Genomic DNA, 14,495 nt, shown 5'->3' with positions numbered 1-14,495 from the left:
TCCGTGGGGAACCCTCGTGCAGGAACGGGCTCATGGATCTCGTACGGAGACGGATTCATGGGTCTCGTACGGAGTCGGGCTCATGGGTCTCGCGCCGAGACGGACTCATGGATTCCGTACAACCAAGGCCTTGGCGCACGGGTCACTTACGCGCCGACCCGCACGAACTGCAACAGGAGACTCTGCCGTGCACCTGCCCCTCAGACGTGTCCTCGCCTGCGCCGCGACGGCCGCCCTGGCCGTAGGCGGCCTCGCGGCGACCGCCGGCCACGCCGCCACGGCGGCCCCGGCCAAGCGGCTCGTGGACGACTTCAACGGCGACGGCTACGGCGACGTGGTCCTCGACCTGCGCCTGTACTCCACCTCCACACTCAACAAGAGCGGCGCCGTGACGGTGCTCTACGGCTCGGCGAGCGGCCTCAGCGGCACGCACCGCAAGCTGATCACCGAGAGCACCGCCGGGGTGCCCGGCACCGCCGAGTCCACCGACTGGTTCGGCACGGCCACCACGACCGGCGACTTCGACGGCGACGGCTACGCCGACCTGGCGGTCTCGGCCCCCGGCGAGGACTACACCGCCGGCGGCACCTCCTGGAAGGACGCCGGCCAGGTCAAGCTGATCTGGGGCGGCCCGAACGGCCTGACCTTCCACGGCGCCACGACCGTCAAGCTCGGCACCCCCGCGGTCCAGGGCCTGCTGGCCGGCAACGACCTCGCGTCCGGCGACTTCAACGGCGACGGCAAGCGCGACCTGGCCGTCGGCAACGGCCGCGGCGGCGAGGCCGGATCGGTGCTCCTCGGCCCGATCGACCGCACCGGCACGCCCGCGTCCCGCAAGCCGCTGGGCGTGGACACCGGCGAGCCCTCCTACGCCGACACCATGCTGGCGACCGGCGATGTGACCGGCGACGGCGTCACCGACCTGCTGTTGTCGTGGGACACCGGGACGCTGGACCCGACGAACAAGATCCACGTGCTGCGCGGCGGCGCCGCCGGCTTCACGGACGCCGGGTATCTCAAGGACTCCGCCGGCAACCCGCTCAACCACCGGCAGAGCGAGCGCCTGGCCATCGGCGACCTGGACCGCGACGGCCACGACGACGTGGTGGTCCCGCAGCCCTTCGCCCTGAACCACAAGGGCGAGTTCCTGGTCGTCTACGGCGGGACCAACGGCCAGGACCCGAACCGCAAGCCGGTCCACTTCAGCCAGGACACACCCGGCGTGCCCGACACCAACTCCGACGTCGGATCCGACCACTTCGGCAAGCAGGTCACCGTCGGGGACGTCGACGCGGACGGCTACCCGGACGTGATCGCGACCAGCCCCGACGAGAACCACAGCAACCTGGCCGACCCCGGCAAGGTGACCGTCCTGCGCGGCGGCCCCGGCGGCCTGACCGGAAGCGGCGCCACCGCGTTCACCCAGAACACGCCGGGGGTGCCGGGCGACGCCATCCGGTACGGCGGCTTCGGCATGGGCGCCAAGGCCACCGACGTCAACGGCGACGGCCGCGCCGACGCGCTGATCGGCGTGTTCACCGTCCACCCCGGAGGCGCGGACGGCTACACCGGCGGTCTGTGGGTGCTCCCCGGCAGCGCCACGGGCACCACGGCCACGGGCTCCAAGGCCTTCCCGCCGACCAGCCTCGGCTTCGCGGACACCAGCACGTTCGAGGTGGGCGCGTCCTTCAACCGCTGAGGAACAGCCGCTGACGAACAGCCGGGCCGAAGGCCGCGACGCACGACGACAGGGCCTAGCGCAGCCCGCTGATCTGCCTGCCGTCGCTCAGCGTCCCCTTCAGGCCCGCCTGTGCGCCCTGCTCGGCCCGTACGGTCAGCAGGTTGCCCTGCGAGGCGCCGCGCACTCCGCCCGTCGCCCGGATCGACTCGGTGTCCTGGCTGCCCGCCGCCAGCAGGTACCAGGACCCCGCCGCCGACTTCCACAGCACTCCGGCCAGCACATGCGGGTCGCGGGAGCCGCACGCCGGGGAGTTCTCGGCCTTCGCCGCGACCGCCCCGTACGTGCCGCCCGGGGTGCGGAACTGGGCGAGCACGCGCGTGCCGCCGCCCCGCCAGGTGTCGGCGCGGGTGCACACCCAGGCCGCGCTGCCGCTCGCGTCGGGGAGCGGCTGCCGGGCGAACTGCCAGGCGTTCACCGACCGCACACCCTGGGAGCGCACGGCGGCGAGGGAGCAGGCGAACGGCGACCAGGTCCGCAGGGCCTCCGCGCCCGACGCCTCGTGGGGAGCCGAGGGGCGGCCCGCGGTGAGGTGCGCCGGGGTCAGCTCGCCGAGGTCGGTCATCAGGCGGGTGCCCGAGTCGTCCTTCAGCTGGAGCACGTTCCACGACGTGCAGCTGCCGGCCTGCGTGGCCGGGCTGGCCAGCGGCGAGGTGACGCCGTCGGCCGAGAGGGTGAGGTCCATCGCGCCGGAGGACGGCTTCATCAGGTCCCGCTCGACGGCCTTGGTCACCCAGGGGGCCGTCAGATACCGCACGTTGCTGTCGGCCCGGCCCACGACCACCGCCTCCGCCTCGGCGCCGCCCGCCCCGTCGACGCGTGCGAAGTCGAGGGCCGCCCCGTTCGTGCCGTCCTTCGCCTCCGCGTACCGGGCGATGCGCAGACCGTCGTAGAGGAGCACCACGCGCGCCTGGTCGATCTCGCCCGCGTACAGCAGCTGCGGCGGTCCGGCCGGAGCGCCCGACGGGGTGCCGGGCGTCGCCGAGACCTGCACGGACTCGCCGGGCCGCGCCCATACGGCGAGCGCGCGCCGTAGCAGTGCGGTGTCGTGGACGAGGCTGCCGCGCGCGGGCCACACGGAGAAGTCGGTGCGTGCGGACGACTCCCAGGCGGTGGCCGCCACCCTGGTCAACTTGCCGGGATCCAGGGCGGCTTCGGCCGCCGGGTTCTGCGCGTACGAGGGTGCCGCGGCGCCGTCGGGGCCCCATCCGTCGCCGGGCAGACCGAGCAGCGCACCGCACACGGCCACGGCCGCGGTGGCGGCGAGCGCGGCCTTCATGTGCTGCCTGCGCCGCATCAGGTCGGTGGGCCGGGCGTGCAGCGAACACGGGTCGAACTCGGGGGAGTCGAGCAGGGCGTCCTGGGCCTCGACGCCACCGGCCTCCGCGAGCGCCGCGCCCGGGTCCTCGACCCCCGCCGCCGTCAGCACCTTCCGTACGTTCGTGTCGGAGAGCTTCTCCAGACCGCGCAGCACATACGCGGCACGGGCGGCACCGGAGAGCGCCGACAGTCGCTGGTCCAGGGCGAGTTCGTCGGCACCGCCCGAACGCGGGAAGAGCCTGAGCCCCCACACCTGGGGCAGCAGCGGCGGCAGCTGGGACCGCTTGGGCCACGCCTTGCGTCGCAGCGGCAGGCCCGCCTCCAGGGCCGTACGCACCACTTGGAGGCGTACGAAGGCGTAGCCCGGGTCGCCGTCGCGGCCGCCGCCGGTCTGCTGGGCCGGGATGACCGACGCGTCACCCGACGTACGGCCCCGGGGAAGTGCGCGCTGGGTGAGCGCGTGCGCGGTCAGCACCCGTCGGTTGCGGCCGAGGCTCGGCGGCAGCACCAGATAGGCGAGCCGGACGAGTCGCGGATAGTGCTCGACGAGCGCGGCCTCCGCCTGCTCGACATCGACGACCGGTCCGGAGGAGGCGGGTGCGGGGCGCGGGGCGACATCCTGTGACTGCACGTTCAGCAAAACGAGCGAATCGGTGGATGGTCACCGGCCCCGCGGCGGCGCCGGCCGGCGGGCTCCACGAGCCGGCGCGCGCAGTTCGCCATGGACCGCCGGTACCGCGGCAGATGGGTCGTGAGGGCGCCGATTGAGCGCGGGGCGCCCGGGAGCCGTATGGAAGGCAGAGCCCTCGCCGGGGCTCTCATCGGCGTGAGCGCCGACAGGTACCGGAGGAACGTATGAGGTTGACACGCGAGAAGCTTCTGGCCGGGGCGGCCGTGGCCCTGCTGATGCTCACCGGCTGCGGCGGCGGATCGGGCGACAAGGCGGCCACGACCGAGGACACGGTCCCCGCCACGGCGACCGGCAGCCTGGAGGACCTGGCGGCCGAGGTGAAGTGCACGCCGGACATCCAGACGGACGCCGACGAGATTCGCCAGGGCGTCTGCAAGATCAGTGACGGCAAGTTCATCCTGGCGACCTTCGCCACCGACCGCGGCCAGCGCGAGTGGCTCAACGGCGCCAAGGACTACGGCGGTTCGTACCTCGTCGGCGCCAAGTGGGTCGCGGTGGGAGACCAGAAGATGGTCACGACGCTGCGCGGCCAGCTCGGCGGGACCGTTGAGGAGGGGGCCTCGCACCACTCGGGAAGTAGTGGTGGTGGGGGAACCGAGACCGCGCACTCCGGTCACCACAGCGGCTGACCGCGCAGGACTTGGGGGTCTTTCAGGGGGCCTTCCAGGGGGTCTTTCAGGAGCGAAGAAAGCCGGTGGTGGGAAATCCCACCACCGGCTTTCTCAGTGGGTCAGTACTACCTGCAGCGCTGGCCGTTGTTGATGCAGCTGACCACCTTGTTCATCGTGTTCACGTCGAAGACGTTGATGAAGTCGTCGTGGTCGGTTGCGGGCTTGTGCAGCTGTTCCGGGAATCCGTCCACCGCGTAGGCGTTCTTGACCTGCCCATTCTGGATGGTCGGCGCCGCAAAGTTGTAGACCAGGCGCATCGTCAGCTGCGGAATCGCCTTGAAGCCATTGGCGCAGTTGCCCTGGGCGTCGGCGAAGGCCACGTGCGTACGGTGGTTCGCGCTGTCGATGTTCACGCCGTCCCAGCAGCTCTGGAACTTGAACGTGCGCACCACGCTGCTGCCCTGGGGGCAGATCGGGTACTGCGTCGTCAGCTGCACCTTGTTCTCGAAGCCGGTGCAGCTCCAGTGGGCGTTCGCGTTCGCGAGGCCGTTGGTCGTGGTCTTCGCGTCACCGGTGATGATCCGCAGGAACTTCGGCATCGCGACGACCTTGCTCTTCGGGTTACCGACGAACTTGATCTGCGCCTGCTTGACCGTCTTGATCGCGCCGACGTTGCCTTCCTTGCCACCGCCGTCGTTGTTCTGGTCGAAGTCCTGCGTACCGTTCTGGATACGCACGACCGGCCAGTAGTACGACGACTTGTCGCCCTGGTTCGCGCAGCTGGTCTGGGCCGCCGCGAACGTGTCGTTGTTGGCAAAGGCGTCGTTCGACTGGTTGCCCACGTAGTCGTGCAGGTGGTGCGCGCCGTTGGTGACACCGGGCGCCACGATCACGTTGTCGGTGTTGAACTTCTTGTTGGCGTTCACACCGCAGGAACTCGAGAACGTGCCGGCCGAGCCGCCGGCCTGAGTCCGTGCCTTCTGGGCCACATTCGGCTGGACCTTCGTGATGTCCACGAAGTCGGCGGCGACGGGACCGTTCCCGGCCTGACCGCCATTGCCGGCCTGCTGGCCGCCATTTCCGCCCTGCTGACCGCCATTGCCGGCGGTGGCGCTCGCGCTCGCGGACGGGCTGGCCGTAGCACCGCCATTGTTGTTCTGGCCGCCGGTGTTGGTCTGGGTCTGGTCGGCGGCCTGTCCAGTACAGGTGGCGAGACCGTCGAGCGAGTTCGGAGCACTGCCGCCGACGCGGTTGATCTCCAACTGGATCCGGTCGATGATCGCCGCTCGCCTGTCCTTCAGCGGCCCGAGGATGGAGTTCTGGACGAAACTCGCGTCCCTGGTCTGTGCGTCCCGAGTGGTGGCGAGCCGCTGGTAGGCGTCGGTGATCTGCTGGTCGAGCGTGGCCAGTTCACCGTCGACCTCGCCACGTGCTTGGTTCGGCACATTGGACAGCTGTTGCCCCACATCCGGGCATTTGATCGTCGCGACTTGGGTGGTGGCGGCCTTCGTCTGGTTCTGCGTCGAGTTCCCCTCGTGTGCCGAGGCGTAGAAATTCGCCCAGATCAGTCCACCCCCGCCGATCGCGAGAGCTGCCGACGCGGCCACGGCGCGAACGGCCAGCGGCGAACGGCGTTTTCGTATGTTGCGTCCCATGGAACTCCTCTGACTTCCTTGCGGGGGCAGCGAGGCGCCCGACAGGAGTGAAGCGGCTCCGTTCCATACGCAGGGGGCGCGTGGGGCGTTCAGAAACCTCGGAAAATCTTAGAAGTTCGTGAGGCCAATTCCGGCACAATGGGCCCAGAAGCCCCCGTTTCCAAGGGAGTTGATCTCGGATTTCAGGTTTGGCGGCAGCTTTTGACTGAAATTCAGTGGTGGCCCTGATCCAAATAGGCGAGCACCGCGAGGACGCGTCGGTTGTCGTCGTCCGAGACCTCCAGGCCCAGCTTCGCGAAGATGTTGGAGGTGTGCTTCGCGATCGCCCGTTCCGTGACCACGAGTTGACCCGCGATCGCCGCGTTCGACCGCCCCTGCGCCATCAGTTCGAGCACCTCCAGCTCGCGCGGGGTGAGCCGCCCGAGCGGCTGATCGCCGACGGACCGCCGGGACAGCAGCTGCTGAATCACCTGCGGATCCATCGCCGTCCCACCCGCCGCGACCCGCCGTACGGCATCGATGAACTGCTCCGCGTCGAACACCCGGTCCTTGAGCAGATAGCCGACCCCGCCCGTGCCGTCGGCGAGCAACTCCCGCGCGTACAACTGCTCCACATGCTGCGACAGCACGAGCACCGGCAGCCCCGGCCTGTCGCGGCGGGCCTGAAGCGCGCACTGCAGCCCCTCATCGGTGTGCGAGGGCGGCAGCCGTACGTCGACCACGGCGACGTCCGGCTCCAACTCGGCCAGCGCGCGGCTGAGTTCGGGCCCGCTCTCGACGGCCGCGGCGATCTCGAAGTCGTAGGCCTCCAGCATCCGTACGAGCCCGTCGCGGAGCAGGAACAGGTCTTCGGCTAGGACAACGCGCAAGGGATCTCCATGGTGACCATGGTGGGACCGCCCGCGGGGCTGCTGACGGCCAGGACGCCGTCGAATGTACCGAGTCGCCGCTCGACTCCGGGCAGGCCCGAACCCGCGCCGATCCGCGCGCCGCCGCGGCCGTTGTCGGTCACGGCCACGCGCAGCATGCCGTCCGCGTGGTGCAGATCGACCCAGACGCGGTCCGCGCCGGAGTGCTTGACCGCGTTGGTCAGCACCTCGCTGACCGCGAAGTACGCGGCGGACTCGACGGGCGCGTCGGCACGGCCGTCCAGCTCGACCTCCACCTCGGTCGCGAGGGGCAGCCGCAGCGCCAACGCCCGTACGGCGTCGCCGAGTCCGCGCTCCGCGAGCACCGGGGGATGGATGCCCCGCACGAGATCCCGCAGCTCGGTGAGGGCGTCGGCGGAGGACTTCCGCGCCTGGGCGAGAAGTTCCCTGGCCTTGGCCGGATCCTTCTCGATCAACGCCTCCACGGTCCCCAGATCCATCCCCATCGCGACGAGCCGCGCCTGCGCTCCGTCGTGCAAGTCCCGCTCGATGCGCCGCAGTTCGGCCGCCGACGTGTCCACGGCGTCCCGCCGGGTCTCGGTCAGCACCCGCACCCGCTCGGCGAGTTCGCCCTCACCGGGGGCGAGGACCGACCGGGTGAGCCGGAAGTGGAAGCGGAGGAGGAGCGGGGAGAGGTAGAAGGCGGCGACGAGGAGTACGGCGGCGAGCGCGCCTGCGAGGAGGGCGCTGCCCTGTCCCGAGACGGGCACGAACCCGTACCACCACCCCACATAGCTCCCGTCCGTGAACACCCGCCACAGTCCGAGCGCGAGCGCGAACCCTTCCACGGGGTAGAACACCAGCGCGGCGGGCAGCACCGCGGTGACGAATCCGGCGGTCATGTCGACCAGCAGCCACCCCAGGTCCCGCCAGGTCGCCGGGTCCCTGAGCATCAGGAAACACCGTGACCATGGGGTGGCACCCTCGGGAACGGGGCGGTACGCGGCCGGAATCCTCACCCCGCACCACTCGGCGGCGACTATTCGGCGGGCGTTCGCGAAGGCGCGTACGCCGGTCAGCACCCAAGGGGTCGTGATGATTCCGATGCCGAGCGGTACGAGGACGATCGACACGACGGCCAGCACGAACAGGGTGATCGACCCGGCGAGCCCGGTGACGGCGAGGGTGATCCCCCGCGCCCCCGCCACGACAACCTCCCGCGCCCGCGCCCGAACCTCGCTGCCCCGCGTCATCTCCATGCCCCTCAGTCTCGCCGACCCGCCGGGCGGGGTCACTGGGCCAGACACCCCGGGCGGGGTGGTGCCAGCAGCACCCCCGACGGCTCGTGGGGCAGAGCGGTTCTCGCCCCCGCCGCCCCTACCCGTCCCATCCCTGGGGGCTGCGCCCCCAGACCCCCGCTAAAAGATTGCGCAGTTCCCCGCGCCCCTAAAAGACGGGGGGCGGGCGTGGGATCGCGGGGCGCAGCCCCGCGCCTTCAGGGGCGCGGGGAACTGCGCGAGCAACCCCCACCCACCCGCAGCCAAAACACAACCCACGGGGTCTGGGGCGGAGCCCCAGGAACGGGATGGGACGGGTAGGGGCGGCGGGGGCGAAGAAAGCCCACGGTCACAGGCCGAGCAGCGTTGCCTCCACCGTGGGGTCCAGACCCAGCGTCGGTCGGTCGGGCCGCTGGGGTGCCACCCCGTTGACACCTTGGAGCCAGCTCCAGGTGTCCGCCACGGTCTCCAGGACAGGCCGGCACCGGAGCCCGGCGCCCAGGGCAAGAGAGACATCCGCCGTGTGGATCGCGTCATGGAGGTCACTCCCGGCCGGTACCCACACCGGCAGCTGCACCCACGGTTCGATTCCGGCGTCGAGGATGACGGCGGCATCGGTCCACCGGAGATCCGCCCGGGCCCCAGTGACCTGAACGCACGCGTCGAGGAAACCCCCCATCGTCGTATGCCCCGGCGGCCCGACGAGGTTGTACGCCCCGCTCAGCCCCGCCTCCACCGCCCCGAGCACCCACTCGGCGAGATCACGGACATCGACGTACTGGAGCGGCAGATCACGGGGCCCGGGCGCGAGCACGGGACCACCGCGCGCGATCCGGTTCAGCCACCACGGCAGTCGCCCGATGTTCTCGTACGGCCCGAGGATCAACCCGGCCCGCACGAGCAACGAGCCCTCCGTGCCGAAGGAGTCGAGCACGGCCAGCTCCCCGCCCCGCTTGTCCCGCGCGTAGTCGGTCTGCTCCGCACCCGCGGCGGCCCCCTCCACGAGGGGCGTGTTCTCGGTGTACCCGGCGGCCCGCGGCCACGCGTACACGGAAGAGCTCGACACATACACGTAGCGGGAAACCCGGCCGGCCAGCAGCCGTGCCGACTCCCGGACGGCCCGCGGCGCCGCCGACCAGGTGTCGACGACGACATCCCACTCACCTTCGGCAAGCGCCGCGAGCCCGTCGGGCGTGGTGCGGTCGCCGTGCAACGACCGGACACCGGCGGGGGGTTCGTGCCGTCCTCGGTGGAAGACGGTCACGTCCCAGCCCCGGCCGAGCGCCGCCTCCACGACGGCCCGCCCCGCGAACTCCGTACCGCCGAGCATCAGAAGTCTCCGTGTCATGAGGATGACTCTGCACGGACCTCCCGCCGGACGGAACGGAAATCTGCTGACAGAAGATCCGCCGGAGCGAGACCACTGTCAGCGGCGGCGGTCGGTCAACGGGTCAACGGCCCGTCGGCGGCGTGTACTTGTACCCCACCCGCCGCACGGTCTGGATCGCCTGCCGGTGCTGCGCCCCGAGCTTGCGCCGTACCCGCGCGATGTGGACGTCGACGGTCCGTCCGTCGCCCACGTGTCCGTAGCCCCACACCGTGGTGACCAGCTGATCGCGGGTGTGCACCCGGTGCGGGTGCGCGACGAGGTGCGCGAGCAGCTCGAACTCCAGATAGGTGAGGTCGAGCGGCTTCCCGTCGACCTCGGCGGTGCGCTGCACGGTGTCGATGCGGACGAGCGGGTCGTCACCGGCGGCGGCCGACGGCTCGGGCCGGTCCGGCACGGCGACCGGCAGCGCGGGCTGCTGGTCGGCCGGGACGAGGACCAGGTAGCCGATCATCGGGGGCTGCCCCGGCAGTACGGGCAGGGTGTGCGGGGGAGCGGGCAGCCAGGTGGCGCCGGGCGGCAGGAAGTCGGCGACGTCGACCACCTCGTCCCGGTCGACGGCACGCAGTCGGTGCCGTGCCGGGGAGGCGGACGGGGCCGGGGAAGGAGCGGTTGCGACGGAGGAGAAGGAACGAGTGGTCGCCATGAGAGGTCAGCTCTTTCGCGCGAGAAGTTCGTCGGGAAGGTCGACGGCCGCGAGTTCGTGGTCGGGGTCGTCGAGGACGTACGTCGTGCGCGCTGGCCGAAGGCCGGGGTGTACGGCTTTAGAGGGCCGGCGCGTTCATCGCGCGGCAACACACCCGGTCGAAGTCATGGTGCTGACGGGAAGGCCAGAAGGGCTCGAGGTCATGGCGACCCGTCGCGGTGTACTTCTGGAAGCTGGCCATGGCCCCATTGAAGCAGAACCCGGAGCCGGGCAGGAGAGCCCTCTCAAGGGTCGGACGCTTCCTTGGCGTGAACTTGACGTTGCGTCTCCTTATCCGACCAGGCGTTTGTGCCATGTCAGGGGCGTCATCGTGATCGCGCTGTCCGCCGAACCGTCCCACTCCGTGGACAGCCCGGCCGCGGTGAGCGCCGCGACGACCTCGCGTCCGACCGCCGCCGTGGTCTCGGCCGAGCCGTCGAACCCGCCGTACAGCAGCGTCAGCCCGTGCCCGGCGGCCGCGCTCTCCGTGCACTGCGAGTGGAAGTAGACGAACCCCCGAGCGTCTTCACGGCGTTCGCCCGCTATTTCGGCCGTGCCGCAGGTGCGGCAGCAGGTGAAGTTCTCGCGCGCGGTGATGCCGACCGCGTCGAGCGCCTCGAAGACCTCCGTGAGGCGCTCGGGCTCGGTGACCCCCTCCCAGGTCGCCTGCTCGGCCAGCCGCTCCAGCCACAGCCGGTCCACGATCTGTCGGGCCTGCGGCTTGGACACGGGCCGGTGGTCGCCGTCGACCAGGAAGTCCTCGGCGTCCTCCGTGAGCCGGGCCCGGTCGTCGTACCCGCAGCGCAGCAGCCCCCGTACGCGCTCCTCGACCTCTTCGCGGATGTCGGCCGGCAGCTCGGGCACCTCCTCGGGGGAGTCTGCCTCGACCGGCTCCCAGTCGATCCCCGCGTCCCAGCCGTCGTCCCGCCGCACCCAGCCCACCATGGTGTCCGCGACCCGGCCGGGGTCGGTGAGCACCGTCCCGAAGAAGTGCTCGCGACCCTCCCGGTACTCCAGCTGATAGTCCCCGCCGTGCTCGTGCCACACCTGGACGAAGACATCCGGGATGTCCGGTATCCGCTGCACGACCAGGTAGTGGTCGTCGTCACCACCGATCCGGTGCACCAGCCCGCACAGCTGCTCCGCCGAAATCCGCGCGTGCTTCTGCCAGTTCTCCGTCTCGACCTTGATGGCGAGGAACTCGTCGATCTTCATGCCCGAACCATGGCACGCGCCACTGACAACGGGACCAGCCGTCGACCTCGCCGACTCCGTCGATTCCGTCGATTCCGTCGGTCTCCGTCCCCATGGCAGCGCACGATAGGCAGAAGGGGCGCCCGCCAAGACGGCGGGCGCCCCTTCCAGGAGCTGCGGTACGGATCACGTACGGATCAGACGCGCATCACGTACGGATCCCGTGCGGAGCAGACGCGGATCAGACCTGGCCGGCCTTCTCCAGGGCGGAGCAGCAGGTGTCGACGATCAGACGCGTCACCACGTACGGGTCGACGTTGGCGTTCGGACGGCGGTCCTCGATGTAGCCCTTGCCGTCCTTCTCGACCTGCCACGGGATACGGACCGAGGCGCCGCGGTTGGAGACGCCGTACGAGTACTCGTTCCACGGGGCGGTCTCGTGCAGGCCGGTCAGGCGGTCGTCGATGCCGGCGCCGTAGTTCTTGACGTGGTCCATCGGCTTGGAACCCTCGCCCAGCGACTCGCACGCGGTGATGATCGCGTCGTAGCCCTCGCGCATCGCCTTCGTGGAGAAGTTGGTGTGCGCGCCCGCGCCGTTCCAGTCGCCCTTCACCGGCTTCGGGTCCAGCGTCGCGGAGACACCGAAGTCCTCGGCGGTGCGGTAGAGCAGCCAGCGGGCGACCCACAGCTGGTCGGAGACCTCCAGCGGCGCCAGGGGACCGACCTGGAACTCCCACTGGCCGGGCATGACCTCGGCGTTGATGCCGGAGATGCCCAGACCCGCCTTGAGGCAGTTCTCCAGGTGCGCCTCGACGACGTCACGGCCGAAGATCTCGTCCGAGCCGACACCGCAGTAGTAGCCGCCCTGCGCGGCCGGGAAGCCGCCCTCGGGGAAGCCGAGCGGGCGCGAGCCCTTGAAGAAGGTGTACTCCTGCTCGATGCCGAAGATCGACTCCTGGGCGCCGAACTTCTCCGCGACCTCGGCGAGCGCGGCACGCGTGTTGGACTCGTGCGGCGTCATGTCGATGTTCAGGACCTCGCACATGACGAGGACGTCGTCGCCGCCGCGGATCGGGTCCGGGTACGTGGCGACCGGCTTGAGTACGCGGTCCGAGGCGTGACCCTCGGCCTGGTTCGTGGAGGAACCGTCGAAGCCCCAGATCGGCAGCTCGGCGCCCTTGGCGTCGTCGGCCAGTATCTTCGTCTTGGAACGGAGCTTGGCCGTCGGCTCGGTGCCGTCGATCCAGATGTACTCAGCCTTGAAGGTCACGGGCCACATCCTTCGGGGTGGGTCTTTAGGCGCACTTGCGGGTGCTGCGGCGCTGCGGCACTGGGGCGCCGCTGGGGATGCCCGGCAGCCTGTCAACAGGCGATTTCCCGATCATTGCCCGAATGTGAACCCCGTGTTACCTGGCCTGTGTGTGCGCGTTATCACTCGCTGCCGCCCGACCGCAGCGTTCGCGACCGCGATCGGGGGCCCCACCGCTCCTTCCGGCCCCGGGCACGAAGACTCCTGCTCGTCTCGTATGCGATGGGGGTGAGCGCGATCTGGGCGAACCCTCCCCTTTCGCGAACCGGACGCCGGGCCCGTGTGGCACTGGACATGCGAGGGTCCTGCTGCTCCTGGCCGGAAGCAGCAGGACCCCGATGAAGCGATCAAACGATCAAGCGATCAGTTGGCCGCTTGGCCGCTTGGCCAGCTTGGTCACTTGATCAATGACTGAAGCGGCCGACCGTCACCCCACCTTCTCGATACGGGCCCTGCGGATCAGGAACTTGCCGGGCTCCCGGACCTGTTCGAACGCCGCGTTGTTCAGCAGGACGCAGCTGCCGGAGACCGAAGTGACCTGCACGGTCGTGGACTTGTTGTTGTCCAGGTTCGTGACCTTGAGCTTCGTCCCGGCCGGGAACTGGTTGCTGGACGCCGCCGGGGCGCCGCCCTCACCGGAGAGCGTGACGGTCGAACCGGTGCAGACCTGCTGCCCGGTGGCCGCGCCGCCGCCGTTGTTCGCCGGGGCGGTCTGCGCGGGCGCCGACTGCGCCGGAGCGCTCTGTGCGGGAGCCGACTGCGCCGGCTGCGTGGCGGCCTGGGAGTCCTGAGCCGACTCCCCGACCGCGCAGCCCGACGCCTTCTGCTGAACCTTGATCTGCGCGATGACGGCCTCGCGGTTGCTGATCCGGGCCGCCGACTGGGCGTCCGGGTTGGCCCGTTGGCCGTCGATGAACTTCTGGTTGTTGCCGAGCGCGGTGGCCAGGCCCTGGCAGACCGTCGAGTTCTGCGCGTTCTGAACCGACGCCGCGTTCGAGGTGGCGGCCATGGCGAAGGCCCCGCCTCCGGCCACGGCCGCGGCGCTGACCAGCAGCGCGATCTTCTTCTTGGTGCTGAGGGTTCTCCTACGCGACATGTGCGCCTCCTGGGTGCGGGGGGAGCGTTACGCCGCTAGGTACGAGATACCGAACGAGGTTACTCAACGGTTACAGGAGTCACTGAAGTAACGTAGGTCACACGTGAGTTGGCGATGGCCCGAGGGTCAGTGGGGGGATCGGCAGGGGAAGGGGTACGCGGATCAGCGGGACAAAGCGTCCCGTACCGCCTCATCGGTGCGCGCCACGACCGCCGTCCCGTCGTCCGCGGTGATGATCGGCCGCTGGATGAGCTTGGGATGCTCGGACAGCGCCTTGATCCACCGCTCCCGCGAACCGGCGTCCCGGCCCCACTCCTTCACCCCCAGCTCCTTGGCGACGGCCTCCTGGGTCCGCGTGATGTCCCACGGCTCCAGCCCGAGCCGATCGAGTACGCCGCGGATCTCGTCCTCGGTCGGTACGTCCTCCAGGTAGCGGCGGACGGTGTAGTCGGCGCCCTCCGCGTCGAGCAGGCTGATGGCGCTACGGCACTTCGAACAGGCCGGATTGATCCAGATCTCCATGCCGCACACGTTACGTGAGACACCCCGTTCCGCTGGTGTCACGGCACCCCCAAAGGCCTTGTGGTCAGCGGCTTTTGTCAGTGGTCGGCGGTAGAATAGAAGCAGTGTTCGAGGGTGCCGCCGGGGGGTCCGGACGGTTCC

At 70.2% G+C, this 14,495-nt stretch carries 12 protein-coding genes; 2 read left to right on the top strand and 10 right to left on the bottom strand.

The features are described 5' to 3' along the window. Positions 1-187 precede the first annotated feature (187 nt). A complete protein-coding gene (locus tag OG975_RS13485) occupies positions 188-1,699 on the top strand; it encodes an FG-GAP-like repeat-containing protein (RefSeq protein WP_406329335.1) in 1,512 nt (503 codons plus the stop codon). 55 nt (positions 1,700-1,754) lie between these two features. Here the strand turns inward: OG975_RS13485 and OG975_RS13480 are convergent, their stop codons facing one another. Then, on the bottom strand, positions 1,755-3,689 hold the full coding sequence (locus tag OG975_RS13480) for a hypothetical protein (RefSeq protein WP_406329334.1): 1,935 nt from the start codon (positions 3,687-3,689) through the stop codon (positions 1,755-1,757). Between the two features lie 224 nt (positions 3,690-3,913). Here OG975_RS13480 and OG975_RS13475 point away from each other — a divergent pair, with 224 nt between their 5' ends. Next, positions 3,914-4,378, top strand: coding sequence for a hypothetical protein (locus tag OG975_RS13475; RefSeq protein WP_381261976.1), 465 nt, complete (start codon positions 3,914-3,916; stop codon positions 4,376-4,378). 107 nt (positions 4,379-4,485) lie between these two features. Here the strand turns inward: OG975_RS13475 and OG975_RS13470 are convergent, their stop codons facing one another. The 9 genes from OG975_RS13470 to OG975_RS13430 form a co-directional block, all read right to left on the bottom strand. Further along, a complete protein-coding gene (locus tag OG975_RS13470) occupies positions 4,486-6,015 on the bottom strand; it encodes a DUF1996 domain-containing protein (protein ID WP_406329333.1) in 1,530 nt (509 codons plus the stop codon). 212 nt (positions 6,016-6,227) lie between these two features. Continuing rightward, the gene (locus tag OG975_RS13465; RefSeq protein ID WP_406329332.1) at positions 6,228-6,884 is read right to left on the bottom strand and encodes a LuxR C-terminal-related transcriptional regulator; all 657 of its coding nucleotides are present in this window, start codon (positions 6,882-6,884) and stop codon (positions 6,228-6,230) included. After that, on the bottom strand, positions 6,869-8,137 hold the full coding sequence (locus OG975_RS13460) for a sensor histidine kinase (RefSeq protein ID WP_406336256.1): 1,269 nt from the start codon (positions 8,135-8,137) through the stop codon (positions 6,869-6,871). Before OG975_RS13460 ends, OG975_RS13465 begins: the two co-directional genes overlap by 16 nt. 373 nt (positions 8,138-8,510) lie before the next feature. Continuing rightward, on the bottom strand, positions 8,511-9,491 hold the full coding sequence (locus tag OG975_RS13455; RefSeq protein WP_406336254.1) for an NAD-dependent epimerase/dehydratase family protein: 981 nt from the start codon (positions 9,489-9,491) through the stop codon (positions 8,511-8,513). 121 nt (positions 9,492-9,612) lie between these two features. Further along, on the bottom strand, positions 9,613-10,194 hold the full coding sequence (locus OG975_RS13450; RefSeq protein WP_330304047.1) for a winged helix-turn-helix domain-containing protein: 582 nt from the start codon (positions 10,192-10,194) through the stop codon (positions 9,613-9,615). A gap of 330 nt (positions 10,195-10,524) precedes the next feature. Beyond that, entirely contained in the window at positions 10,525-11,448 is a 924-nt protein-coding gene (locus OG975_RS13445; protein ID WP_406329331.1) for a DUF6891 domain-containing protein, read from the bottom strand. 220 nt (positions 11,449-11,668) lie between these two features. Next, the gene (glnII, locus tag OG975_RS13440; protein ID WP_406329330.1) at positions 11,669-12,697 is read right to left on the bottom strand and encodes a glutamine synthetase; all 1,029 of its coding nucleotides are present in this window, start codon (positions 12,695-12,697) and stop codon (positions 11,669-11,671) included. Between the two features lie 466 nt (positions 12,698-13,163). After that, on the bottom strand, positions 13,164-13,832 hold the full coding sequence (locus tag OG975_RS13435) for a hypothetical protein (protein ID WP_406329329.1): 669 nt from the start codon (positions 13,830-13,832) through the stop codon (positions 13,164-13,166). Between the two features lie 162 nt (positions 13,833-13,994). Then, positions 13,995-14,354, bottom strand: a complete 360-nt coding sequence (locus tag OG975_RS13430; protein ID WP_406329328.1) for an arsenate reductase family protein — start codon at positions 14,352-14,354, stop codon at positions 13,995-13,997. Positions 14,355-14,495 lie beyond the last annotated feature (141 nt).

The organism is Streptomyces sp. NBC_00203, from assembly GCF_045206325.1.
In the GTDB taxonomy this organism is placed as follows: domain Bacteria; phylum Actinomycetota; class Actinomycetes; order Streptomycetales; family Streptomycetaceae; genus Streptomyces; species Streptomyces lutosisoli.
Note: the sequence above shows the minus strand (reverse complement) of the source record. Positions and strands in the feature narration are given on the sequence as shown.

What these genes read in the sequence shown, in the direction of transcription:
- OG975_RS13455 (WP_406336254.1), bottom strand. Translation starts at nt 9,491, where the DNA reads ATGCTCGGCGGTACGGAGTTCGCGGGGCGGGCCGTCGTGGAGGCGGCG.
- OG975_RS13470 (WP_406329333.1), bottom strand. Translation starts at nt 6,015, where the DNA reads ATGGGACGCAACATACGAAAACGCCGTTCGCCGCTGGCCGTTCGCGCC.
- OG975_RS13435 (WP_406329329.1), bottom strand. Translation starts at nt 13,832, where the DNA reads ATGTCGCGTAGGAGAACCCTCAGCACCAAGAAGAAGATCGCGCTGCTG.
- OG975_RS13445 (WP_406329331.1), bottom strand. Translation starts at nt 11,448, where the DNA reads ATGAAGATCGACGAGTTCCTCGCCATCAAGGTCGAGACGGAGAACTGG.
- OG975_RS13460 (WP_406336256.1), bottom strand. Translation starts at nt 8,137, where the DNA reads ATGACGCGGGGCAGCGAGGTTCGGGCGCGGGCGCGGGAGGTTGTCGTG.
- OG975_RS13450 (WP_330304047.1), bottom strand. Translation starts at nt 10,194, where the DNA reads ATGGCGACCACTCGTTCCTTCTCCTCCGTCGCAACCGCTCCTTCCCCG.
- OG975_RS13430 (WP_406329328.1), bottom strand. Translation starts at nt 14,354, where the DNA reads ATGGAGATCTGGATCAATCCGGCCTGTTCGAAGTGCCGTAGCGCCATC.
- OG975_RS13475 (WP_381261976.1), top strand. Translation starts at nt 3,914, where the DNA reads ATGAGGTTGACACGCGAGAAGCTTCTGGCCGGGGCGGCCGTGGCCCTG.